Source organism: Xanthomonas hortorum, assembly GCF_024339125.1.
Lineage (GTDB): Bacteria > Pseudomonadota > Gammaproteobacteria > Xanthomonadales > Xanthomonadaceae > Xanthomonas > Xanthomonas hortorum.
Map to the genome: position 1 here is coordinate 3,365,859 of NZ_CP101417.1, position 22,010 is coordinate 3,387,868.

Annotated in this window: 23 protein-coding genes; 14 read left to right on the top strand and 9 right to left on the bottom strand. The window is 64.4% G+C overall.

Features of this window, described 5'->3' with window-relative positions; translation table 11 throughout:
- The 5 genes from pstA to NMB96_RS14485 form a co-directional block, all read right to left on the bottom strand.
- Complete coding sequence (gene pstA / locus NMB96_RS14465; protein WP_006450307.1) at positions 1–864, bottom strand: phosphate ABC transporter permease PstA; 864 nt, start codon at positions 862–864, stop codon at positions 1–3.
- A complete protein-coding gene (pstC, locus tag NMB96_RS14470; RefSeq protein ID WP_006450306.1) occupies positions 864–1,838 on the bottom strand; it encodes a phosphate ABC transporter permease subunit PstC in 975 nt (324 codons plus the stop codon). The genes pstA and pstC overlap by 1 nt, the downstream gene beginning before the upstream one ends.
- Before the next feature lie 112 nt (positions 1,839–1,950).
- Complete coding sequence (pstS, locus tag NMB96_RS14475) at positions 1,951–3,045, bottom strand: phosphate ABC transporter substrate-binding protein PstS (RefSeq protein ID WP_255085081.1); 1,095 nt, start codon at positions 3,043–3,045, stop codon at positions 1,951–1,953.
- Between the two features lie 188 nt (positions 3,046–3,233).
- Positions 3,234–4,253 carry a phosphate ABC transporter substrate-binding protein PstS gene (pstS, locus tag NMB96_RS14480; RefSeq protein ID WP_115038108.1) on the bottom strand — a complete coding sequence of 340 codons (1,020 nt, stop codon included), beginning with the start codon at positions 4,251–4,253 and terminating at the stop codon, positions 3,234–3,236.
- A gap of 197 nt (positions 4,254–4,450) precedes the next feature.
- Entirely contained in the window at positions 4,451–5,701 is a 1,251-nt protein-coding gene (locus NMB96_RS14485; RefSeq protein ID WP_023903593.1) for an OprO/OprP family phosphate-selective porin, read from the bottom strand.
- 339 nt (positions 5,702–6,040) lie between these two features.
- Here NMB96_RS14485 and NMB96_RS14490 point away from each other — a divergent pair, with 339 nt between their 5' ends.
- From NMB96_RS14490 to NMB96_RS14500, 3 genes are all read left to right on the top strand, one after another.
- Entirely contained in the window at positions 6,041–6,361 is a 321-nt protein-coding gene (locus NMB96_RS14490; RefSeq protein ID WP_183086875.1) for a hypothetical protein, read from the top strand.
- 113 nt (positions 6,362–6,474) lie between these two features.
- Positions 6,475–7,155, top strand: a complete 681-nt coding sequence (locus NMB96_RS14495) for a carbonic anhydrase (RefSeq protein ID WP_006450301.1) — start codon at positions 6,475–6,477, stop codon at positions 7,153–7,155.
- A gap of 11 nt (positions 7,156–7,166) precedes the next feature.
- Complete coding sequence (locus tag NMB96_RS14500; RefSeq protein ID WP_255085082.1) at positions 7,167–8,735, top strand: SulP family inorganic anion transporter; 1,569 nt, start codon at positions 7,167–7,169, stop codon at positions 8,733–8,735.
- Positions 8,736–9,010: 275 nt separating this feature from the next.
- On the opposite strand, the gene nth is transcribed toward NMB96_RS14500, so the two are convergent.
- Genes nth through NMB96_RS14515 form a run of 3 tightly spaced genes read right to left on the bottom strand, consistent with a single transcriptional unit; the run spans position 9,011 to position 10,891 of the window.
- Positions 9,011–9,721 (bottom strand): endonuclease III, encoded by a 711-nt coding sequence (nth, locus tag NMB96_RS14505; protein ID WP_023903596.1) that lies wholly within the window; start codon positions 9,719–9,721, stop codon positions 9,011–9,013.
- The gene (locus tag NMB96_RS14510; protein WP_023903597.1) at positions 9,718–10,098 is read right to left on the bottom strand and encodes a hypothetical protein; all 381 of its coding nucleotides are present in this window, start codon (positions 10,096–10,098) and stop codon (positions 9,718–9,720) included. The genes nth and NMB96_RS14510 overlap by 4 nt, the downstream gene beginning before the upstream one ends.
- A gap of 10 nt (positions 10,099–10,108) precedes the next feature.
- Positions 10,109–10,891 (bottom strand): enoyl-CoA hydratase-related protein, encoded by a 783-nt coding sequence (locus NMB96_RS14515; protein ID WP_255085083.1) that lies wholly within the window; start codon positions 10,889–10,891, stop codon positions 10,109–10,111.
- Between the two features lie 163 nt (positions 10,892–11,054).
- Here NMB96_RS14515 and NMB96_RS14520 point away from each other — a divergent pair, with 163 nt between their 5' ends.
- The 4 genes from NMB96_RS14520 (at position 11,055) to NMB96_RS14535 (ending at position 14,591) form a co-directional block, all read left to right on the top strand.
- Entirely contained in the window at positions 11,055–11,753 is a 699-nt protein-coding gene (locus NMB96_RS14520; protein WP_006450296.1) for an FKBP-type peptidyl-prolyl cis-trans isomerase N-terminal domain-containing protein, read from the top strand.
- A gap of 125 nt (positions 11,754–11,878) precedes the next feature.
- On the top strand, positions 11,879–12,676 hold the full coding sequence (locus NMB96_RS14525) for a CoA pyrophosphatase (RefSeq protein WP_023903599.1): 798 nt from the start codon (positions 11,879–11,881) through the stop codon (positions 12,674–12,676).
- Positions 12,673–13,545, top strand: coding sequence for a sulfurtransferase (locus tag NMB96_RS14530; RefSeq protein ID WP_255085084.1), 873 nt, complete (start codon positions 12,673–12,675; stop codon positions 13,543–13,545). Before NMB96_RS14525 ends, NMB96_RS14530 begins: the two co-directional genes overlap by 4 nt.
- Before the next feature lie 92 nt (positions 13,546–13,637).
- Positions 13,638–14,591 (top strand): DUF1684 domain-containing protein, encoded by a 954-nt coding sequence (locus NMB96_RS14535; RefSeq protein ID WP_255085085.1) that lies wholly within the window; start codon positions 13,638–13,640, stop codon positions 14,589–14,591.
- Positions 14,592–14,600: 9 nt separating this feature from the next.
- Here NMB96_RS14535 and NMB96_RS14540 read toward each other — a convergent pair whose 3' ends face one another.
- A complete protein-coding gene (locus NMB96_RS14540; protein ID WP_104550361.1) occupies positions 14,601–15,176 on the bottom strand; it encodes an N-acetylmuramoyl-L-alanine amidase in 576 nt (191 codons plus the stop codon).
- 23 nt (positions 15,177–15,199) lie between these two features.
- On the opposite strand from NMB96_RS14540, the gene NMB96_RS14545 reads away from it, so the two are divergent.
- From NMB96_RS14545 to rlmKL, 7 genes are all read left to right on the top strand, one after another.
- On the top strand, positions 15,200–15,691 hold the full coding sequence (locus tag NMB96_RS14545) for an MOSC domain-containing protein (RefSeq protein WP_255085087.1): 492 nt from the start codon (positions 15,200–15,202) through the stop codon (positions 15,689–15,691).
- Positions 15,688–16,215 (top strand): YqiA/YcfP family alpha/beta fold hydrolase, encoded by a 528-nt coding sequence (locus NMB96_RS14550; protein ID WP_104550360.1) that lies wholly within the window; start codon positions 15,688–15,690, stop codon positions 16,213–16,215. The genes NMB96_RS14545 and NMB96_RS14550 overlap by 4 nt, the downstream gene beginning before the upstream one ends.
- Positions 16,216–16,255: 40 nt before the next feature.
- Complete coding sequence (locus NMB96_RS14555; protein ID WP_104550368.1) at positions 16,256–16,762, top strand: GNAT family N-acetyltransferase; 507 nt, start codon at positions 16,256–16,258, stop codon at positions 16,760–16,762.
- 145 nt (positions 16,763–16,907) lie between these two features.
- A complete protein-coding gene (locus NMB96_RS14560) occupies positions 16,908–17,864 on the top strand; it encodes an SAM-dependent methyltransferase (protein WP_255085088.1) in 957 nt (318 codons plus the stop codon).
- Between the two features lie 184 nt (positions 17,865–18,048).
- Complete coding sequence (locus NMB96_RS14565; protein WP_255085090.1) at positions 18,049–19,662, top strand: ABC-F family ATP-binding cassette domain-containing protein; 1,614 nt, start codon at positions 18,049–18,051, stop codon at positions 19,660–19,662.
- The gene (locus NMB96_RS14570) at positions 19,641–19,832 is read left to right on the top strand and encodes a hypothetical protein (protein ID WP_084217860.1); all 192 of its coding nucleotides are present in this window, start codon (positions 19,641–19,643) and stop codon (positions 19,830–19,832) included. Before NMB96_RS14565 ends, NMB96_RS14570 begins: the two co-directional genes overlap by 22 nt.
- Positions 19,829–21,964, top strand: a complete 2,136-nt coding sequence (gene rlmKL, locus NMB96_RS14575) for a bifunctional 23S rRNA (guanine(2069)-N(7))-methyltransferase RlmK/23S rRNA (guanine(2445)-N(2))-methyltransferase RlmL (protein WP_255085091.1) — start codon at positions 19,829–19,831, stop codon at positions 21,962–21,964. The genes NMB96_RS14570 and rlmKL overlap by 4 nt, the downstream gene beginning before the upstream one ends.
- Positions 21,965–22,010: the final 46 nt, after the last annotated feature.

Consider the following 22,010-nt stretch of genomic DNA (forward strand, 5'->3'; position numbering starts at 1 on the left):
TCAGTCATTGGAAATCTTGTTGCGCAATAGCAGCGCGCGTGCGCCCAGGCTCACCAACAACACGAACGCGGTCAGTACCAGTGCGCCGGACCAGGCCAGGGTCTGCCAGGTCTCGTAGGGGCTGCCGGCGAACTGATTCATGATCACCGGCACGCTGGCCATCGGCTGAAAGATGTTGCTGTTCCAATATTGATTGCCGAAGGCGGTGAACAGCAGTGGCGCGGTCTCGCCGCTGATGCGTGCCAGCGCCAGCAGGATGCCGGTGAGAATGCCGGCCGAGGCGGCGCGATACAGCACCTGCACGGTGACCTTCCACTGCGGGATGCCGAGCGACAACGCCGCTTCGCGCATCTGCGCCGGCACCAGACGCAACATTTCGTCGGTGGTCCGCACCACCACCGGCAGCACGATGAAGGCCAGCGACAACGCACCTGCAAACGCCGAGAAGCGCCCGCCGGTCTGCATTACGTACAGCGTGTAGACGAACAGGCCGAGCACGATCGACGGCGCCGACAACAGAATGTCGTTGACGAAACGCACCACCAAACCGGTCTTGCGCGCATTGCCGTATTCGGCCAGCCAGGTACCGGCGGCAATGCCGAGCGGGGTGCCGATCGCCAGCGCCAGGCCGCACATCACCGCACTGCCGAAGAAGGCGTTGAGCAAACCACCTTCCTGCATCGGCGGCGGTGTCATCTTGGTAAACAAATTGAGGTCGATGCCCGGCACGCCCTTGGACAACAGGGTCCACAGGATCCAGGCCAGGAAGAACAGCCCGAACAACGCGGTGACGCACGACAGCAGCAGCGCCACCACATTGATCACGCGGCGGCGGTTGTAGAGGGATTGCGAGACCGAGGACATCAGTTGCCCTCCCGACGCGACAGCTGCATCAGCATGAAGCGCGCAATCGCCAGCACGATGAAGGTCACGATGAACAAGACAAAGCCGAGCAGCAACAACGCCGAGCGATATGTTTCGGTGGCCTCGCCGAAGTCATTGGCGATCAAGGCAGCGATGGTGGTGCCAGGCTCCAGCAGCGACGGCGACAGCCGCACCGTGTTGCCGACCACGAATGCCACTGCCATGGTTTCGCCCAGCGCCCGGCCCAGGCCCAGAAACACACCGCCAATCACCGCAGAGCGGGTGTACGGCAGCACGATGTCCCAGCTGACTTCCCACTTGGTCGATCCCAGCGCGTAGGCCGATTCCTTCAAACGCGTGGGCACGGTCAGAAACACTTCGCGCATCACCGAAGAGATAAACGGAATCACCATGATCGCCAGCACGAAGCCTGCGGTCAGCAAGCCGATCCCCAGCGGCGGGCCCTGAAACAACGGGCCGATCAACGGCAGCGTGCCCAGGTGATCGTTGAGCCAGGGCGTCACGTGCTCGGTCATCACCGGCACCAGCACGAACAGGCCCCACATGCCGTAGATGATCGACGGGATGCCGGCCAGCAATTCGATCGCGGTACCCACCGGGCCGCGCAACCAGCGCGGCGCCACCTCGGTGAGGAAGAATGCGATGCCGAAACTCACCGGCACCGCAATCACCATCGCGATCAACGCGGTGACCAGGGTGCCGTAGATCGGCGCCAGTGCACCGTATTTGTTTTCCACCGGATTCCAGTCGGCGGAATAGAAAAAGCTCAGGCCCTGCATCTGCAAGGCATGGCGTCCGCCCCACAGCATCGACAGCGCGGCGCTGCCGAGCGCCAGCAGGACGAAAACGACCGTGGCGGCCAACGCAAGCTTGAACAGGCGATCGGCGCGCGCATCGCGCAGATCGCGGCCGCGTGGTGCGGTCATCGCTTCGGGAATGGCGGTGGCATTCATTCGATTGGACTCGTCACCCGCGCAATCGCGGGAGCGTGAGACAACAGGAACGGCGAGGCGCCCGCAGGCACCTCACCGCAGCGCAACCCGCCACGACAGCGGGTGCAGGGCATCACTTGAACTCGCTGGCCCAGTAGGTCTGGATCTGCTTCACCAGTTCCGGCGGCAGCGGCACGTAATGCAGTTCGCTGGCCTGGGTCTGGCCGTTTTCCAGCGCCCACTTGAAGAACTCCAGCTTCGCCTTGCTGCGCACCGCATCCTTGGGCTGCTTGTGCATCAGCATGAAGTTGGTGGCGGTGATCGGCCAGGCCTTCTCGCCCGGTGCATTGGTGATCACCAGATTGAAGTCCTTGGCATTGGCCCAGTCGGCGCTGGCGGCCGCGGCGGCGAAGCTTTCCGCATTCGGCTCCACCCACTGGCCGGCTGCATTCTGCAGCGAGGCGTAGGGCATCTTGTTCTGCAGGGCGTAGGCCAGTTCGACGTAACCGATCGAACCCTTGATTTGCTGCACGTACGAGGCAACACCTTCATTGCCCTTGCCGCCGACGCCACCCGGCCATTGCACGGAGGTGCCTTCGCCGACCTTGCTCTTCCACTCCGGGCTGACCTTGGACAGGTAGTTGGAGAAGTTGAAGGTGGTGCCCGAGCCATCCGAGCGATGCACCAGGTTGATCTTGGTCGCCGGCAGGGTCACGCCCGGGTTGGCCGCGACAATCGCCGCGTCGTTCCACATCGTGACCTTGCCCAGGAAGATGTCGCCCAGCAGCGCGCCGGTCAGACGCAGCTTGCCCGGTGCGATGCCTTCCAGATTAATCACCGGCACCACGCCGCCGATCGCCGACGGGAACTGGCCCAGACCTGCCTGGGCAAGCTCGGCGCTGTCCAGCGGCTTGTCGGTCGAACCGAAGTCCACCGTGCCGGCCTTGATCTGCGCAATACCGCCGCCGGAGCCGATCGATTGGTAATTGACCTTGTTGCCGGTGGCGGCGTTGTAATCGGCCGACCACTTGGACACCAGCGGGTAGATGAAGGAGGCACCGGCGCCGGAGATTTCAGCGATCTTGCTGTCCCCGGCGGTGGCGCCTGCGCTGGGAGCGCTCTTGGCGGTGTCGCCGGACTGCGCATCCTTGCCGCCGGGCGAACACGCGGCCAGGGCGAGGGCGATGGTGAGAGACAGGGCGGTCAGGCTGGCCGACTGCAGTTTCATGGAAGCTCCGAGGCTGGATTGGCCGGGTGTCCGGCAGACGACGCTATGAAATGATGTTTTTGTTACACACGCATGACAGTGCCTTCTGGCGAAGGCATCACAAAAAAGACGCGACCCCGAAAGGGCCGCGTCCCGGTGCCGACGCCGGGGAGAGAGACGGCGTCGTTCCTGTTGCTATGGCTCTCTCTTTACTTGGGCAGATTCTTCGCCCAGTAGCCTTCGATCTGGGTCACCAGGCTGTCCGGCAGCGGCACGTAGTCCAGCTGCTTGGCCTGGGCATCGCCCTTGCTGTAGACCCAGCGGAAGAAGTCCAGCGTGTTCTTGAGGCCTTCCGGGCTCTTGGGCTTTTTCTGAACCAGGATGAAGTTGGTGGCGGTGATCGGCCAGGCGTTGTCGCCAGCGGCGTTGGTCATCACCAGATAGAAGTCTTTGCTATTGGCCCAGTCGGCGCTGTTGGCAGCGGCGGCGAAGGTCTCATCGGACGGCTGCACGAACTTGCCGGCGGCGTTCTTCATCGCGGTGTAGGCCATCTTGTTCTGCAGCGCATAGGACAGCTCGACATAGCCAATGCCGCCCTTGATCTGCTTGACGTAGGCGGCCACGCCCTCGTTGCCCTTGCCGCCGATGCCGGTCGGCCACTGCACCGCGGTGCCTTCACCGACCTTGCTCTTCCAGTCCGGGTTGACCTTTGACAGGTAGTTGGTGAAGTTGAAGCTGGTGCCCGAACCGTCCGAGCGATGCACCACGGTGATCTTGCCCTCGGGCAGCTTCACGCCCGGGTTGAGCGCGGCGATGGCCGGATCGTTCCAGGTGCTGACCTTGCCAATGAAGATGTCGCCCAGGGTCTTGCCATCCAGCTTGAGCGCACCGGGGGCGATGCCCGCCACGTTGACCACCGGCACCACGCCGCCGATCACCGACGGGAACTGTGCCAGACCGGCCGCTGCCAGTTCTTCCGGCTTGAGCGGCGCATCGGACGAGCCGAAGTCCACACTGGCCGCCTTGATCTGGGCAATGCCGCCGCCCGAACCGATCGATTGATAGTTGACCTGCTTCTTGGTGGCGGCGTTGTAGTCGGCCGACCACTTGGACATCACCGGGTAAATAAACGACGCACCGGCGCCGGTGACATCGGCGGCCTGGGCGCACAGCGCCAGCGAGGCGGCAAGCACGCCCACGGCCAGACGGGTCTTCAAAGAGTGGATCACGGAACAGCTCCTGTAGCGAAGGGATAAGGACGTCCCGCGTGCATGCCATTGCAGGGCAGGGGCATGACCGCGCGATGTCGGAGAGATGACATGACCATGACGGCGTTGCGCCGAGGCGCTTTGCCGGGTCTGGCGAAGGCGTTTGCAGCCGCCGCGCGCTCAGCCGAGCGCGCCACGGCGGCCAAAACGTCGCTCACTTACCAATAGAACTGCGCACGTGCCTCGATGATCGACGGGTTGTCGTCGACCAGGCCACGCGTGGCGCTGCTGTAACGGGTGCTTTCCACCTTCGCGTAGTCGAGCGCGAACTTGAAGTTGGAGCGCCAGTACCAGTTGGCACCGATCGTCCACACATCCATCTTGCCGCCCAGCACGCCGTCCACGAACGGGGTGCTGCCGTTGGAGACCAGGTGGCCGTCGTTGAGATCCAGCGTGTCGTAGCGCACCGCCAGCTGCCACAGGCCCGAGGCCGGCGCGTTCGGCAGCGGGGTGGTCGGCACGCCGGCCTTGTAGCCCCAGGTCTCGCCGGTGATGTTCCAGACGCCGCTGACGTACCAGCCATCGCTCTTGTAATCGTTGGCGTTGTTGCCGATGCGCTTGGCGTTTTCCTGGAAGAATTCGCTCTGCAGCTTGAACGGGCCGGTGATCCACATCGCCTCGGCACCGGCCACACCCACGCTGTCCACGGTGGTGATGGCGCCGCTGTCGATCAGGCGGATGGTGGTCAGGTCGGCGTCCGGACGCGCGCGCAGGCGCAGGGTGTCGTCGTCGGTGTCGTAACCCAGATAGCTGAGGCCGAAGTGCAGCACATTGCCGCTTTCGTTGATCGGCGCCCAGGTGCCGCGCGCGCCGTAGCCGCTGCCATGAGCCTGATTACGGGTCAGTTCGCGACCGAACGCACTGGCAGTGATGCTCCAGTTGTTGTCGCCCATGCCGTAGGCCACGCCCAGCCGGCGCGAGATGCCGTAGGTATTGGTCACCGCGGCCTTGGAGACGAAATCGTTGTTCTTGGTGCTGGAGAGTTCTTCCAGGCTGTTGGGCTGCTTGAACTGACCGATCTGTAGGTAGTTGTTGGCGTTGCCGGCGAACTTGTACTTGATGTTGTTGTCGAGGAAGCGCCCGGTGCTGCGGATGGTGGTGCCGCGGATGGTGACTTCCTTCAGCACGCTCGGGTCATACCCGGCCACCCACTCGAAGTTGCCCGGGCCCTTGCCCTTGAGCACCAGCTCGGCGCGACGGATGCTGAATTCGGAATTGTCGCCGTTGGCGCCGATCGGGCCGTTGAGGTCCTGCACATCGTTGTGGAACCAGTTGCCGTCGGCCTGGACCAGGCCTTCCAGCGAGACTTCGGAGCCGCCGATCACATCGATGGCGATTTCGGCATGCGCAGCGGGCGCGGCCAGCGCCAGCAACAAGGCCGAGCCGAGCAGGGTAGGAGAAAGTTTCATGGGTGCCTTGCGACCTGACGAGAAAGTGAGCGCAGGCTAGGGCGTGAAAGTTGCGTTAATGTGACAACTTCGGACTGCATCGCAATTTGATTTTTGCCAATAAAGACAAAGATTTACGCGTGTTTAAACTTTGTCAATGTGTGTCATAAGTCTGAACGACGGCCGGTTTATGACAGTTGCGATAGCGCTTCTTTACTTGCCGCTGGCGGGCTCAAGCTTATGGCGACCTGAATCGATGCCGTGAAATGCCGGCCAATCAAGTGCTTTGTGCGTCGCACCACTTGCGCAGGCGCGTTCTAAATTGTTAGTTTCGAGGCCATGTTTCCTCGATTCCTCCAATTGCTGTTGGTCTGCCTGCTCGCGCTCACCGCGTGGTCGGCAGCCAATGCGCACGATCGCATCCACGATGCGCTTGTGGGCGACGGCTTGGCGGTGATGGTGGATGCTGGCGAAGAACGTGACGCAGCCGAAGGTCTGCAGGACGACGGGGACGCACAGACCCAGGTCGATACCCATTCTGCAGACGACATCCCCTTGCTCTCCCAAGCATGGCCGGTGGTCGCACGCTATTTTCCCTCTTGGTACGCGCACTACGCGCCGGCATCTCAAAAACGCGACCTGATCCCGCAACTGCGTCCTCCTAACGCACTGCGCGCCTGATCCTTCGTTTGTCGCGTCAACCGGTGCTGCGCACCGGACTTATTTGATTTGTTCGTCTTTGCACTTCGCGGTTTGCGCCGTGGATTGCCATCCGTTGCCTAGAGGTATCTCCCATGCAAAGCTTGCTAGATGGTTTTCGTCATTTCCGTAAGGAAGTGTATCCGCGCCAGAGTGCGCGCTTTCAGGAATTGGCCGGTGGCCAGAGTCCGCACACGTTGTTCATTACGTGCGCCGATTCGCGCGTCATGCCGGAGCTGATCTTCTCCGCCCAACCTGGCGAATTGTTCGTCTATCGCAACATCGGCAACGTCGTGCCGCCTTACTCGCAACACGTCAGCGGCGTTGTCGCTGCGATCGAGTACGCCATCGCCGTGCTGGGTGTGCGTCATATCGTGATCTGCGGCCATACCGATTGCGGCGCCATGAAGGCAGTGCTCAAGCCGGAATCGTTGGAAGATGTGCCGTCCGTGGCGGCGTGGCTCAAGCACACCGATTCGGCGCGCCATGTCACCGCCCATCATGGCCACGATCCGCACAGTCAGGACGCGCTGGACTGCATGACCGAAGAGAACGTGGTCTCGCAGCTGGACCATCTGCGCACGCAGCCGGTGGTTGCGGCACGTCTGGCCGCTGGCACCTTGCGTATCCACGGCTGGATCTATGACATCGCCCATGGCGAGATCCGCGCCTTCGATGCCGAGAAGGGTGGCTTCCGTCCGTTGTTGGCGGAAAACACCCCCGAAGCCACCCCACGTCCGCGACTGCAGCAAGTCGTGCGCGCTGAACTGGCCTGACGGAGCACATCATGAACACATCAGGTATCGGCGGATATTTCCGTCAGGGACTGTTCGGGCGTGATTTATTGGCGTCTGTCGTTGTCTTCCTCGTCGCGCTCCCGTTGTGTATGGGCATTGCGATCGCATCCGGCATGCCGCCGGCCGCAGGTCTGATCACCGGCATCATCGGTGGTCTGGTCGTTGGCTTTGTCGCGGGTTCTCCGTTGCAGGTGAGTGGGCCTGCCGCCGGCCTGGCTGTGTTGGTGTTCGAGCTGGTCCGGGAGCACGGCATCGCCGCGCTCGGGCCGGTGATCCTGTTGGCCGGTGCGATTCAGTTGGTCGCCGGTCTGTGCCGTGCAGGCGTGTGGTTCCGCATGACATCGCCGGCCGTGGTGGCCGGCATGTTGTCCGGTATCGGCATCCTGATCGTGGCCTCGCAGGCGCATGTGTTGATGGATGCCGCACCCAAGGCGCGCGGCCTGGAGAACTTCGCTGCACTGCCGGCCGTGGTGTGGCAGGCGATCAGCGAAGGCACCGGCCGCACTGCGTTGTTCGTGGGTCTGGCCACCATCGGCATCATCCTGGCGTGGGACAAGCTGCGTCCGCAGCGTCTGCGGTTCCTGCCGGGTGCGTTGATCGCGGTGGTGGCGGTCACGGCGGCGGTGCAGTTGCAGGGCTTGAACGTTGCCAAGGTCGATGTGCCGACCAACCTGTTCTCTGCGATCAGCATCCCCAGCATCTCGGACATCTTCGGCGTGTTCAACGCGACCTTGCTGGTGTCTGCAGTGACGTTTGCCTTCATCGCCAGCGCAGAAACCTTGCTGTCGGCGGCAGCGGTGGATCGCATGCATCAGGGCGCACGCACCAACTACGACCGTGAACTGGCGGCGCAGGGTGTGGGCAATATGTTGTGCGGTTTCCTGGGCGCATTGCCGATGACCGGCGTGATCGTGCGCAGTGCGGCCAACGTGCAGGCCGGTGCGGCCACACGCATGTCAACGGTGCTGCATGGCGGCTGGCTGCTGGTGTTCGCGATGCTGCTGCCGTGGCTGTTGCGGATGACGCCGGTGGCCTGTCTGGCCGGCATCCTGGTCTACACGGGCGTGAAGATGATCAAGATCGGTCAGGTCAAGGAGCTGGCGACCTATGGTCGTGGCACCGCGGCGATCTATCTGGCCACCACCTTCGCGATCGTGGCCACCGACCTGCTGACCGGTGTGTTGATCGGCTTTGGTCTGTCGCTGTTCCGTCTGGCCCTGCATTCTTCGCGCCTGAAGGTGGACGTGCGTGAGCACGAGCACAAGAAGGACGAGATGCATCTGACCCTGCAGGGTTCGGCAACGTTCCTGAAGGTGCCGGCGATGGCGCGTACGCTGGAAAGCGTGCCGCCCAATACCGCACTGCATCTGGACGTGGCCAAGCTGCACCACGTCGACCACGCCTGCATCGAATTGCTGCGCGACTGGAGCCGTAATGCGGCCTCGCGCGGCTGCGAGTTGGTGGTGGACTGGAAAGAGCTGGATCGACGCGTGGAAGGTCAGCCAACGGTGGAAAGCGTGCTGGTCGAACAGCGCGTCGAACAAGCCAAGGCAGCGTAAACCTGCTGCAAACCGCCCGGCGCTCGCGCCGGGTGCCCCCTGTCGTGACCGGATGATGCATGGCGCCGTAAGACGCATCATCCGGTCGCGATTTTTTTTGGCCGGGATTCGGGATTTGGGATTGGAGATTCGTAAAAAGCCTGGGTTTGCAGTGCTGATACGATGCAACTGGTGCAACTGGTGCAACTGGCGCGACTGGGCGCTGCGCAGTCGTCGATGGTCTTGCTAGATCGTCTCAGCCTAGATCGTCTCAGCCACGTTTGAGTGGGAGCGCGTCAGCTGCGCAAAGGTGCTGGCCGCTCGGCAGACGCCACGGTCTTGTCACGATAGCGGCACAGGTCGTGGATCACGCAGCCCGGGCAATCCGGTTTGCGTGCCTTGCAGACGTAGCGGCCATGCAGAATGAGCCAGTGATGCGCGTCGTGCAGAAACTCCGTAGGAATGACTTTCACCAGTTTGTCTTCGACCACGCGCACGTCCTTGCCCGGCGCAAGTCCGGTGCGATTGGCCACGCGGAAAATATGCGTGTCCACTGCCATGGTGGGCTCGCCGAATGCGGTATTGAGCACGACATTTGCGGTCTTGCGTCCGACGCCGGGTAATGCTTCCAGCGCGGCGCGGTCGTGCGGGACTTCGCCAGCGTATTGCTCGAGCAAAATACGACACGTGGCAATGACGTTCTTGGCCTTGGCGTTGAACAGACCGATGGTGGCGATATAGCGCTTCAGGCCTTCTTCGCCGAGATCGAGAATATCGCGCGGCGTATTGGCAACCGGATACAGCTTGCGCGTGGCCTTGTTGACGCCGACATCGGTGGCTTGCGCCGAAAGCAGCACGGCGATCAGCAACTCGAACGGGGTGGTGTATTCCAGCTCGGTGGTCGGGTGCGGGTTGAGTTCGCGCAGGCGCTCGAACATTTCCTGCACTTCGGGCTTGCGCATGGTGCTGCCGCGACGTGCCGGCAGGGTGGGGCGAATTGCGTTCATGGCTGTGTTCCACCTGCGGCCTTGGCCTTGGCGCGCGCCAGGATGGCGGCGGCCAACGGCGGTAATGCGGCAGCGACGGGTTGGCTGTGTACTGGTGCGGGCGTGCGGCGAGCATCGCGTTCGGCAGCGCGGCGTTGCAGGCGCGCGGTGCGTGCGCGGTAGCGTTCGCGTGCGGCCCAGGCATCACGCAGGCGCTGTTGTGCGGCGAGCAATACCGCGCGTAGCTGCGGGCAGGCCGGGTCCAGCAGGTCGTCGTGTGGATCAGGCAGGTACTCCATCAGGCCGAGCGCCAGCGCGCCGTCGAGATCGTCGGCTTGCACACAGTCGAATAGTTGCAGCGGCAGTGGACGTGATACCGGTATGGGGTCAGACGTCATGGCAAATCGATCAGCGATTGAGAAAGTGTGCGGGGCGTTTTTCGAGAAAGGCGCGGGTGCCTTCGCGCATGTCGTCGCTGGCGAACAACAGCGCAAATTGTGCGGTTTCCAGCTGCAGACCTTCTTCGATCGCGCATTCGCCGCCGAACACCACCGCATCCAGAATGCCGCGCAATGCGAGTGGTGCAGCAGCGGCCAGGCGCTGTGCCAAGGCGAGTGTTTCTTCCTGTAGGACCTCCGGCTCGACCACGCGGTTGAGCAGGCCCAGCTGCAATGCGCGCACTGCATCGATCGGCTGGCCGAGCAGACACAGTTCAAGCGCAGCAGTACGACCGGTCAGGCGCAACAGCCGCTGGGTGCCGCCAAAGCCGGGGATCAGGCCGAGATTGATTTCGGGCTGCCCCAGGCGTGCAGTGGCTGCGGCAATGCGCAGATGGCAGGCCATGGCCAGCTCCAGTCCGCCGCCCAGCGCAAAACCATTGATCATCGCGATCACCGGTTTGGGCATGCGTTCGATCCGGCGCATCAGCTGCTGGCCGAGCAGCGAAAACTCGCGCCCCTGCATCGCCGACAGATCGCGCATTTCGGCGATATCCGCACCCGCCACGAAGGCTTTCGGGCCTGCGCCGGTGAGAACCACCACGCGCACGTCATCCGCGCCGGCGGCATCCTGGAACGCCTGATCCAGCGCCCGCATCGTGTCCTGGTTCAAGGCGTTCAGTTTGTCCGGTCGATTGACCGTGATCGTCCGTACACTGGCGTGGTCGGCGATCAGAATGACGTGATTGGACATGGAAATCCTTACGAACGTAAAAAATTAGTAAATACGGAACTTCCGAAAGCCTTGCTGGTCATAGCTTTCGTGATAAGTAGCGGTTCGGTATCGCGGCCGCTATCCTAGCGCGTCATCTCAGGCGGCAGACCCGTCCTGTGCCACCACCCTGGAGAATTGTTTGATGAAGTTGCGTTCTATCGCGGTCGCTGTGGCGGCCCTGGCCCTGACGGGCAATGCACTGGCCCAGGACACAACGTCCGAGAAAGGCAAGTTGAGTTACTACTTCGGCTATGACTACGGCAACAACCTTGCCGAGCTCACCGGTCGCGGCGAGCAGCTCGACATCAATGCGGTGGTGAAGGGTCTGCAAGACGCCTATGCCAAAAAGCAGCCGTCGATCACTGCCGATCAGCTGAAGCCGGCCGTCGAGGCGTTCCAGAAGCGTGAGCAGGGCCGTGCCCAGCAGGCCAAGGCCGAGTACGACAAGGCCGCTGCTGCCAACAAGACCAAGAGCGACCAGTTCCTGGCCAAGAACAAGGGCACCGCTGGCGTGCAGACGCTGCCGAGCGGCGTGCAGTACCGCGTGATCGAAGCCGGCAAGGGCGCCAAGCCGACCCAGGCCAGCACCGTGCAGCTGGAAGTGGCCGGTCCGTTCCCCTTCGGCGATCGCGAGAAGGCACGTCCGGCGCAGCAGATTCCGGCCATCAAGGTCAGCGAAGTCGAGATGCAGGCCATGCGCGATACGCTGCTGCAGATGCCGGCTGGCTCGAAGTGGGAAGTGACCCTGCCGCCGGAGAAGGCCTACGGTGCCGACCCGCGTACGCCGTTCCCGCCGAACGTGGCCGTGCAGTTCGAGATCAAGCTGGTCAGCGTCAAGTAATTGCGTTTGATGTTGCTGTGACAACGCCGGCCACCAGGCCGGCGTTGTCGTTTGGGTCCACCGGACATGCGCGAGCGCAAAAGTCGGGTGGAGGTCTTGACGATGCGGGGCGGCAGGAGCGAGCGATGACCGACAAGGATTCGAACGACGGCAGTCTGCCCAGCCCATGTATCGGTGTATGTTCGTTGGACGCGCAGTCGCACTGTGTCGGCTGCCTGCGCAGCCTGGATGAAATTGCACGCTGGATGAGCATGAGCGACGCCGAACGCCAGACATATCTGCAGACGGTTCTGCCTGCGCGCGCATTGGCGGCGCGGCTGCCCGAATGCGCGCAGCTGCGGCGTGCGCTGTATCCGCTGGACACCGCGCCCGATGGGCCGGGTTGGAACCATGCCGAATTGATCGATCTGACCGAAGGCGGCGCCTCTGCCGAAGCGGCGGTGTTGTGCGGTCTGATTCCACGCGAGCATGGCAGTATGGTGCTGCTGACGCGCCGCACCGACAGCCTGCGCCATCACGCCGGGCAGGTCAGTTTTCCCGGTGGGCGGATCGAGCCTTCCGATGCCGATGCGGCGGCTGCGGCGTTGCGCGAGAGTTGCGAAGAGATCGCGCTCGGCGCAGATCAAGTGCATGCATTGGGTTATCTGGATCCGTTTTTGACCGTAAGCGGGTTTCGCGTGACGCCGGTGGTTGCAGTGATCGACCCGGCGTTTGTGGCGGTGCCGCAGCCGGACGAAGTGGCCGATGTGTTCGAAGTGCCGTTGGCGTATCTGATGGACCCGGACAATCTGCGCAGCGTGGAGCTGGAGTTCCGCGGCCGGCCACGCCGTGTGCTCGAGTACGATTGGCCGGGCCAGCGTATCTGGGGCGCCACCGCTGCCATTCTTCTCAATCTTCGTCGTCGCCTGGAGCAGGTTGCATGAGTGTCAATCCCGACTGGACCACGCTGGTCGATAGCGCCACCTTGGCGGCCGCGTTGCACCATCCACAGCTACGGCTGCTGGACGCCCGCGCCGCGCCGCCGACTGCGCCGGACCCGGATGCAGCGCGCAACGCGTATGCGCAGGGACATCTACCAGGCGCGTATTACGCGGATCTCAACGATGATCTGGCCGATCTGTCGCGGCCTGGTCAGGGCCGGCATCCGCTGCCGCACAGCGCGGCCTTCGCCAAGCGGCTGGGCGAATGGGGTATCGATCCGGACAGTCAGGTCGTGGTCTACGACGCTGCCGACGGCAGCATGGCCGCCGCGCGTGCGTGGTGGATGCTGCGATTGATGGGGCATCGTCGCGTGGCGGTACTGGATGGCGGATTGGCCGCGTGGCGCGCTGCCGGATTGCCGGAAAGTACCGAGCCGCCTGCATTGCACGCTGGCGCGGCGTATCCGGGCAGTTTCGACAGCGCTGCGGTGGTCGAGGCCGAGCAACTTCTGGCGCGGCTGGATCAGGCGCCGGGATGGCTGCTGGATGCGCGTGCCGGCGAGCGTTTTCGCGGCGAGGTGGAGCCGGTCGATCCGGTGGCTGGGCATGTGCCTGGTGCGGTGAGTCGCCCATTGGGTGTGAGCCTGCGCGATGGCCGTTTCAAGCCGGCAGACGAATTACGTGCGGAGCTGTCTGCGCTGCTGGGTGCAACTCCACCCGAGCACGCGGTGGTGATGTGCGGATCGGGCGTGACTGCCTGCCATTTGCTGCTGGCATTGGAAGTAGCCGGTCTGTCTGGCGCGCGTGTCTACGCCGGCTCGTGGAGCGGCTGGTTGCAGGACCCGGCACGTCCGGTCGCGACCACTGCCTGACCGATTGCAGGCACAATAGCGACAGGAACGGTGACCTGTGGGGACGCAGGTTCGCTGCGCGGAGCGCAGTTTCTCGCAGTGTTGGGTGACTCATGCGGTTGCAGTTACAGATCGGCGCACTCTGCGTCGCGGCGTGGTCGATGGCTGCGTGCTCGGCGGGGTCGACCACTGGCGTCAACGATGCGCGTCTGGCCGGTCGTGGACAAAGCGATGAGCAGGCGGTGTATCAGGTTGCGCTTGAACGTGCGCGTGCACAGCGTTTGACGCGGTTGCGGGCCCCCGACGGTTGGTTGAGCTACACCGGCTCCGGTCGCGTGCGTGCTGGCCAGTATCGGGTGGGCAGCGATCCGCAGAGCGACATCGTGTTGCCGGCCGGTCCAGCGCAGTTGGGGCAGCTGACGCTGGACGCCGATGGCCGTGTGCACTTTGAAGCGGCCGCCGGTGCGCCGGTGACCTTGAACGGGAAGCGTATTGATCGCGTCAGCCTGGAACCGGAGCGGGCAGGGCAGCGTGGCGATCGCCTGGACGTGGAGGGCCGGCAGTTCTATCTGGTGCAGACCGGCAGTTTGTTCGGCTGGCGTTTTCGCGATCCGGCTGCGCCGGCGCTGACCCAAGTCGATGGGCTGGACTATTTCCCAACCGATCCGCGGTGGCGCCTCCAGGCGCGCTGGGAGGCCTATTCCACGCCACGCACGACCACCTTGTTGACCTCGATCGGCACCCCGCTCACGGTCGATATACCGGGCGAGGCGGTGTTTTCGCGCCATGGCCACGAGTACCGCTTGCAGGCGCTGGCGCAGGAGGGCGGGGAGGGGCTGTTTTTCCTGTTCGCCGACCGCACCAGCGGCAAGGAAAGTTATGGCGGTGCGCGTTATCTCTACACCGCCGCGCCGCGCGACGGCCGCATCGTGCTGGACTTCAATCTGGCCGAAAATCCGCCCTGCGCGTTGACGCCGCACGTGGTCTGCCCGATCGCGCCACCGGAAAATCGGCTGGATGTCGCAGTGAATGCAGGCGAGAAAACCTATCGCGCGCCGGAGCGCTGAGCGCCGCGCTTAGCGGGGTGCGTGCGACCACGTCACGGCCGCTTCGATGCGCGGCCATGGAAACATAGGGCCGGGGTCGAGCTTGCGCTGGATCTTGCGCGACGGATCGTCGCTGGCCGCTTCCTGGGTGGTGTCCAGTGCCTGATGACCAGCGATGCGGCTGATCGATGGCAACTGCTGTTGCAGCCATTGCAGCAGCGTGATCAGCGCGACGATCTGGGCGTTGGGATAGGGCTCGGTCATGACCTGGTAACGCGAGTCCAGCCAATGCGGATAGCGGCCGCTATTGACCAGTTCGATGCCCAGCGTATGCGGGTTATGGCCGCGCACGTGATGTGCCACGCGCTCGAGCGCCACGTATTGCTGGATGCTGCCGTTGCGGTCGATGTAGTAATGACCGCTGTTGCCGGTGCCGCTGTCGTAGAGCACGCGCTCGCCGTATTCGCGCGCCATCGCCATGTCGGGCAATTCGGTGCAGTGGATGACCACCATGTCTATCTGTGTGAGCGCGCGTCGCGCCAGCCGGGATTCGTAGGACAACGGCGCGTAGGTGATCGGCGGAGACGGCAGGACGGCATCGGACATGAAGCGGATGCTAGCATTCGACGATGGCTTTGAATCCCGACAGCCCTTTGGGCAAATTGATGGCAACGCTGCCGCAGACCGGCCAGGTGACCTGGATCGGCGTGCGCCCGGCGCGCGATGTGGCCATGCTGGAGGTGGACGCGGCGCAGGCCACCACCGGCATTGGCCTGGTGGGCGACCGCTATAAAGGCGGCAGCGGCAAGCGTGGGCTGACCTTGATCCAGGCCGAGCATCTGCCGGTGATCGCGGCCCTGGCCGGTTACGCGACAATCGCGCCCGCCACGTTGCGGCGCAATCTGGTGGTGTCCGGCATCCCGCTGATCGCCTTGAAAGGGCGGCGCTTTCGTATCGGCGAGGTCGAGCTGGAAGGCACCGATCCGTGCGACCCGTGCTCGCGCATGGAAGATGCGCTGGGCGCGGGCGGCTACAACGCGATGCGCGGGCATGGCGGGCTGTGCGCGCGCATCCTGCGTGGCGGCGTGCTGCGCATCGGCGATACGGTGCAAGCGCTATGAGCCGCGGGCATTGCATTCTGTCGCACGGGTTCGAAAGTGGCCCGGACGCACTGAAAGTCACCGCACTGGCCGACGTCGCCGAGCAGTTGGGCTGGACCCACGAGCGCCCGGACTACACCGATCTGGACGCGCGCCGCGAGGTGAGTTCGCTTGGTGATGTGCAAGGCCGCTTGCAGCGTTTGCTGCAGATCGCGCGTGCAGCGTCCGACAAGGGGCCGCTGGTGTTGGTCGGATCCAGCCTTGGGTCGTATATCGCGGCCCAGGTGTCGTTGCAGGTGCCAACGCGCGGGCTGTTTTTGATGGTGCCGCCGACCAGGATGGGCCCGTTGCCGGCGCTGGATGCGGCGGCCGTGCCGATTTCGATCGTGCATGCCTGGCGCGATGAATTGATTCCTGCTGCCGATGTGATCGCCTGGGCGCAGGCGCGCAATGCGCGCTTGTTGTTGGTCGACGACGAACATCGGCTGGCGGCGCATGTGGACGCGTCGGCGCGTGCATTTGCCGAACTGTTGCAGAGTCTGTGATGCGTCCGCACCTGATTGCGTGCTGCATGCGGAGTTGCCGATGGATGTGTTGATCCGCGAAGCGAGCGACGGCGATGCCGCAGCGATCGAACTGCTGACGATGGTCGCGTTCATGCGCTCCGACCACAGCCGCCATGACGAGCAACACGTGATTGCCGCGTTGCGCAACGACGGCGCGCTGGCGTTGTCGTTGGTGGCCGACCACGACGGCTATGTGGTCGGGCATCTGGCGGTATCGCCGGTGTCGCTGTCGGACGACTCGCCAGGCTGGTACGCGCTGGGTCCGCTGGCGATCGGGCCGGGGCATCAGCGCCAGGGCCTGGGTACGCGCCTGGTGCAATCTGCACTGGCGAACTTGCGCGAGCGCGGTGCGGCCGGTTGTCTGGCACTGGGCGAACCGGCGTTTTTCAAACGTCTGGGGTTTGCGGTGGAACCGGGCCTGGTATTGCCCGACGTCCCGGTGTCCGAGCTGCAGGCGCTGGCTTTCGGCGATCGGTTGCTGCCGCTAGCCGATGTGTCTTATCACCCGGCCTTCGGGCTGGGTTGAGTCGAGCCTCTGTCGCCCCGTTGCCGAGATCTGCGCCACTGCAGTTCGCTCGGCGGCATCTTCCATCGCTATCGAGACGCCAGGACGCCGGCAGTGATCGCAGCATTGCAAGAGATGCAATGGCGCTCACCTGTCGAGGTGGAAGATGCAACGCGATGATGAAGACCTAGGTCAGGCCGCGCATGCGGGCCGACTGATTTCCCACGGTGGCGATCACCAGGACGATGCCGCAGTGTTGGCATCGATCAAATCGCGTCTGCGTCAGACCGGCGATCGATCCGATGCGGTGGTTCAACGTTTGATCGGTCTGGTCGATGCGCTCTGGTCGATCGAGTTCGGTCGGTTTCTGCTCAGAAATCGTGGGCTGAATGCCTATTGGACCCATCAGATGGTGACGTATCGCCCTAATGCACAGCCAAACGATTCGATGTCGGCGATGGAACGCCATATCTTCGAGAAGGCGCCTGCGGCGCTGGCTACCCGCGAACGGTTCGGCATCTTCAGGCAGCAGCTGCAGGGGCTGCTGCGGCCAGGCATGACGCTGGCATCGGTGCCCTGTGGATGGATGGGGGAGCTGTTGATGCTGGATTACCGGGAGTGCCCGGACGTGCGCCTGATCGGCATCGATCTGGATCCGCAGGCCTTGGAAGGGGCGCTCCAACTCGCACGGCAGCATGGGCTGGAGGGGCAGCTTTCGCTGCGTCTTGAGGACGCATGGACACCCGGCCCTGGCGATGAGGTGGATGTGCTGACGAGCAATGGTCTGAATATCTACGAGCCGGACGACGGGCGCGTGATCGCGCTGTATCGCGCCTTTTTCGATCGACTGACGCCAGGTGGCGTGCTGGTCGCAAGTTTTCTGACTCCGCCGCCAAGCATCTCTGCCGAGTCGCCGTGGAAGTTGGAGAACATCGACGCGGAGGCGCTGACTCTGCAGAACCAGATATTCGCCGAGATCGTACAAGCGCGCTGGGCCTCGTTCCGGACCCATGCACACACCCGTCTGCAGCTGGAAAGCGCCGGATTTACCGATATCCGGTTTATCGACGACGCCGCCAGCATATTTCCGACGGTGATCGCGCAGAAGCCATTGGGTCGATGAGTCGGCAATATCGCGTACTGCCCGGGGGTTCCGTTTGCAGGGCGCGCTGACTTAAAATCTGCTGCGTTTTCCACTGTCTGAGGATTGGTCCAATGCGCCATTGATGCCGCCGTCGTGAGGACGGCCTGACCCGCTGCTGGTCCGATTGGATCGGCGCGTGTGCTGGCATGCAATGGAGACACGTATGACCTGTTCGTCGCTGACGCTGGAAAGCGTTGCGTATCTGCTGCCCGATGGCAGCCCGCTGTTTTCCGATCTAAACATCAACATCGACCAACGCCCCACTGGCCTGGTCGGGCGCAATGGCGTGGGCAAGAGTGTGCTTGGGCGCCTGTTGGCTGGTGAGTTGCTGCCCAGCGCAGGGCGCTGCGTGCGCAGCGGCAGCGTGCATTACCTGCCGCAGCGGGTGAGCGTTGCGCCTGGACAAACCATTGCCGAGTTGGCGGGCGTTGCGCCGCTGCTGGACGCGCTGGACAGGATCGCTGCTGGCAGCGTGGCGCCAGCCGATTTCGACCTGGTTGGCGAGCGCTGGAGCGCGCATGCACAATTTGCCGCAGAACTGGAGCGACAAGGCCTGGGCGGGCGCGATCCATATGCACCGGCGGCGCAACTCAGCGGCGGCGAAGCGATGCGCGTGGCGTTGGCCGGTGCGTTTCTGACCCAGCCGGACCTGTTGATTCTGGATGAGCCCAGCAATCATCTGGATGGCCCGCAACGCCAGCGGCTGATGGATCACCTGCAGGCGTGGAGCGGTGGCCTGGTGGTGATCAGCCATGACCGCAGCTTGCTCGACGCGATGCAGCGCATTCTGGAGCTGTCCGCGCACGGGCTGCGCAGTTATGGCGGCAATTACGCGTTCTACGTCCAGCAGCGCGCGCTGGAACAGCAGGCGGCCGGCGACCTGCTGGCACAGCGCAAGCATGCACGCGCACGCGGCGAGCAGGCGCTGCGCGAGCAGCAGCAGCGTCAGCAACAACGCCAGGCGCGCGGCGCGCGTGCTGCCGGGCAGGCCAATCAGGCGGCGATCCTGCTCGGCGGGCAGAAGCAACGTAGCGAAGTCAGCGCCGGGCGGCTGCAGCAGCAACGTCAGGCCGAACAGGCACGGCTGAGCGAGGCGGTGGTGCAGGCCGCAGCGCAGGTGGAGGCCGATCCCGCGATCGCCGTGTTGGCGCCGACAGCGCCAGCCGGCGCATCGCGACGGTTGGCCACGCTGGAGCAGGTGGAACTGGCCGACGGGCGGCTGGGCGGGCGACGGGTGGATCTGTTGTTGCATGGGCAGCCGCGGATTGGCCTGGTCGGCCCCAATGGCAGCGGCAAGTCCTCGTTGCTGCGGTTGTTGGCCGGGCACCTGCAGCCGAGCGCAGGACACTGCGAGGTGCATGTGCCGGTGGCCTATCTGGATCAGGACCTAGGGCTGCTGGACCCGGCGCGCTCGGCCGCCGCGCAACTGCACGCTGCCGACCCGGGCGCGCCAGCGCACGCACAGCGGCTACGGCTGGCGCTGCTGGGGCTGGACCAGACGCGTGCCGATCTGCCCACCGGCCAGCTCAGCGGCGGCCAGCGGCTCAAGGCAGCGCTGGCCTGCGCGCTGTACCGGGCGCAGCCCGCGCAGCTGCTGTTGCTGGACGAGCCGACCAATCACCTGGATCTGGCCTCGGTAGAGGCGATCGAGGCGCTGCTGCGCAGCTACCAGGGGGCGCTGGTCGTCGCCTCGCACGATGCCGCCTTCCTGCAGCGGCTGGGCCTGCGGCAGCGCCTGGATACCGCGCAAGCGCAGTGGCGGCTGGCACCGTGGTGAACCGCGCAGCGGGCGATGCGGCCGCCGGGCTGGTAAAGCCGGCGCCGATGGCCGACCATTTGCGCCCCGCCCGCAGCGGCCACGGCATTGCCCTCCACGGCGCCGGCCCAGCGTCCTGCTCTCACGCTCGCCACGACGGCCGGCGTCTCCATCGATACCTGCCTACGTGAAATTCTTCGCATCCTGTGCCAAGGGCCTGGAATACCTGCTTGCCGACGAGCTGCTGTCGCTCGGTGCCAGCAAGGCCACTGCCACCATCTCCGGCGTCAACGTCGAAGGCGACATGCGTGACGCGCAGCGCGCCGTCCTATGGTCGCGCCTGGCCAGCCGCGTGCTGTGGCCGTTGAACGAGTTCGATTGCCCGGACGAGGACGCGCTGTATGCCGGCGTTTCCGAGTTGCCATGGGACGAACATCTGTCTGTCGGCCATACGCTGTCGGTGGATGCGCATGTTTCCGGCACTGCGATCACGCATGCCCGCTATGCGGCGCAGCGCATCAAGGATGCGGTGGTCGACACCATGCGCCGGCAGGGCCTGGAACGCCCGTCGGTGGATCTGGAGCGCCCGGATCTGCGGTTGAACCTGTCGCTGCGCAAGGGCCGCGCCACCATTTCGGTGGATCTGGGTGGCGGCCCGCTGCATCGGCGCGGCTGGCGCATGGCGCAGAACGAAGCGCCGTTGAAGGAGAACCTGGCGGCGGCCGTGCTGCTGCGCGCCGGCTGGCCGCGCGCCTACGCCGAGGGCGGCGGCCTGCTGGATCCGATGTGCGGCAGCGGCACCTTGTTGATCGAAGGCGCGCTGATGGCCGCCGACGTCGCGCCCGGCTTGCAGCGCTATGGCAGCGATGTCCCCAGCCGCTGGCGCGGCTTCGACCGCGAGGGCTGGCAACAGCTGGTGAGCGAAGCGCGCGAGCGCGACAGCCTCGGCCGCGCCGCGCTCAAGCAAGTGATCCACGGCAGCGATATGGACCCGCATGCGATCCGCGCGGCCAAGGAAAATGCGCAGGTGGCCGGCGTGGCCGAGGCGATCTGGTTCGGCGTGCGCGAGGTGGGCGATCTGCAGACCCCGCCGCAGGCCACCGGCGTGGTGGTGTGCAATCCGCCTTACGACGAGCGTCTGGCCGCCGATGCGGCGCTGTATCGCCGCCTGGGCGATACCTTGCAGCGCGCCGTGCCGCAATGGCGGGCCAGCCTGCTCTGCGGCAACGCCGAGCTGGCGTATGCCACCGGCCTGCGCGCGGGCAAGAAATACCAGCTGTTCAACGGCGCGATCGAGTGCGCGTTGATCGTCTGCGACCCGATCGCAGTGCCGCGGCGCACCCCGCTGGCGGCGCCGACCGCGCTCAGCGAAGGCGCGCAGATGGTCGCCAATCGTTTGCGCAAGAATCTGCAGAAGTTCAAGAAGTGGCGCGTGCGCGAAGGCATCGAATGCTTCCGCGTCTATGACGCCGATCTGCCGGAATATTCCGCCGCCATCGACGTGTATCAGCAAGCCGATGGCGATCGCCGCGTGTTTCTGCATGTGCAGGAATACGCCGCGCCGGCGACGATTCCGGAAGCCGATGTGCGCCGCCGTCTGGGCGAACTGCTGGCCGCCGCGCGCGAGGTGTTCGAGGTGCCGGGCGAGCGTGTTGCGCTCAAATCGCGTGAGCGCGGCAAGGGCGGCAGCAAGTACGGGCGCTTCGAGCAGCGCAATGAAGTCATCAATGTGCGCGAGCACGGCGCGCTGCTGCGGGTGAATCTGTTCGATTACCTGGATACCGGCCTGTTTCTGGACCATCGCCCGTTGCGCGGCACCATGGCCACGCAATCCAAGGGGCGGCGATTCCTCAATCTGTTCTGCTACACCGGCGTGGCCAGCGTACAGGCGGCAGTGGCCGGTGCGAGCTCCACTACCAGCGTGGATCTGTCCGGTACCTATCTGCAGTGGTGCGCCGACAACCTGGCCTTGAACGGCCAGGCCGGCAGCAAGCACAAGCTGGTGCAGGCCGACGCGCTGGCCTGGCTGGAAGCCGAGCGCGCGCATTTCGACGTGATCTTCTGCGACCCGCCGACCTTTTCAAATTCCGCACGCGCGGAAGACTTCGATATCCAGCGCGAGCATGTGCGCCTGTTGCGCGCGGCGGTGGCGCGTCTGGCGCCGGGCGGGGTGCTGTATTTCTCCAACAACTTCCGCCGCTTCAAGCTGGATGAGGAATTGGTGGCCGAGTTCGCGCAGTGCGAGGAAATCAGCCCGCGCACCATCGACCCGGATTTCGAACGGCATGCGCGGATCCATCGGGCGTGGCGGTTGACGGCGTGATGAAGTGGCCCGGTCGCGTCTGACCGGGCGGTGTGCGCATTGCGCG

Excerpts from the sequence above, each read along its gene's own strand:
- NMB96_RS14565 (WP_255085090.1), top strand. The coding sequence starts at position 18,049 with ATGACCTGTTCGTCGCTGACGCTGGAAAGCGTTGCGTATCTGCTGCCC.
- NMB96_RS14485 (WP_023903593.1), bottom strand. The coding sequence starts at position 5,701 with ATGAAACTTTCTCCTACCCTGCTCGGCTCGGCCTTGTTGCTGGCGCTG.
- nth (WP_023903596.1), bottom strand. The coding sequence starts at position 9,721 with ATGAACGCAATTCGCCCCACCCTGCCGGCACGTCGCGGCAGCACCATG.
- pstA (WP_006450307.1), bottom strand. The coding sequence starts at position 864 with ATGTCCTCGGTCTCGCAATCCCTCTACAACCGCCGCCGCGTGATCAAT.
- NMB96_RS14495 (WP_006450301.1), top strand. The coding sequence starts at position 6,475 with ATGCAAAGCTTGCTAGATGGTTTTCGTCATTTCCGTAAGGAAGTGTAT.
- pstS (WP_255085081.1), bottom strand. The coding sequence starts at position 3,045 with ATGAAACTGCAGTCGGCCAGCCTGACCGCCCTGTCTCTCACCATCGCC.
- NMB96_RS14535 (WP_255085085.1), top strand. The coding sequence starts at position 13,638 with ATGCGGTTGCAGTTACAGATCGGCGCACTCTGCGTCGCGGCGTGGTCG.
- NMB96_RS14540 (WP_104550361.1), bottom strand. The coding sequence starts at position 15,176 with ATGTCCGATGCCGTCCTGCCGTCTCCGCCGATCACCTACGCGCCGTTG.
- NMB96_RS14500 (WP_255085082.1), top strand. The coding sequence starts at position 7,167 with ATGAACACATCAGGTATCGGCGGATATTTCCGTCAGGGACTGTTCGGG.
- pstC (WP_006450306.1), bottom strand. The coding sequence starts at position 1,838 with ATGAATGCCACCGCCATTCCCGAAGCGATGACCGCACCACGCGGCCGC.
- NMB96_RS14520 (WP_006450296.1), top strand. The coding sequence starts at position 11,055 with ATGAAGTTGCGTTCTATCGCGGTCGCTGTGGCGGCCCTGGCCCTGACG.
- NMB96_RS14550 (WP_104550360.1), top strand. The coding sequence starts at position 15,688 with ATGAGCCGCGGGCATTGCATTCTGTCGCACGGGTTCGAAAGTGGCCCG.
- NMB96_RS14530 (WP_255085084.1), top strand. The coding sequence starts at position 12,673 with ATGAGTGTCAATCCCGACTGGACCACGCTGGTCGATAGCGCCACCTTG.
- NMB96_RS14560 (WP_255085088.1), top strand. The coding sequence starts at position 16,908 with ATGCAACGCGATGATGAAGACCTAGGTCAGGCCGCGCATGCGGGCCGA.
- NMB96_RS14545 (WP_255085087.1), top strand. The coding sequence starts at position 15,200 with ATGGCTTTGAATCCCGACAGCCCTTTGGGCAAATTGATGGCAACGCTG.
- NMB96_RS14525 (WP_023903599.1), top strand. The coding sequence starts at position 11,879 with ATGACCGACAAGGATTCGAACGACGGCAGTCTGCCCAGCCCATGTATC.
- NMB96_RS14515 (WP_255085083.1), bottom strand. The coding sequence starts at position 10,891 with ATGTCCAATCACGTCATTCTGATCGCCGACCACGCCAGTGTACGGACG.
- NMB96_RS14510 (WP_023903597.1), bottom strand. The coding sequence starts at position 10,098 with ATGACGTCTGACCCCATACCGGTATCACGTCCACTGCCGCTGCAACTA.
- NMB96_RS14555 (WP_104550368.1), top strand. The coding sequence starts at position 16,256 with ATGGATGTGTTGATCCGCGAAGCGAGCGACGGCGATGCCGCAGCGATC.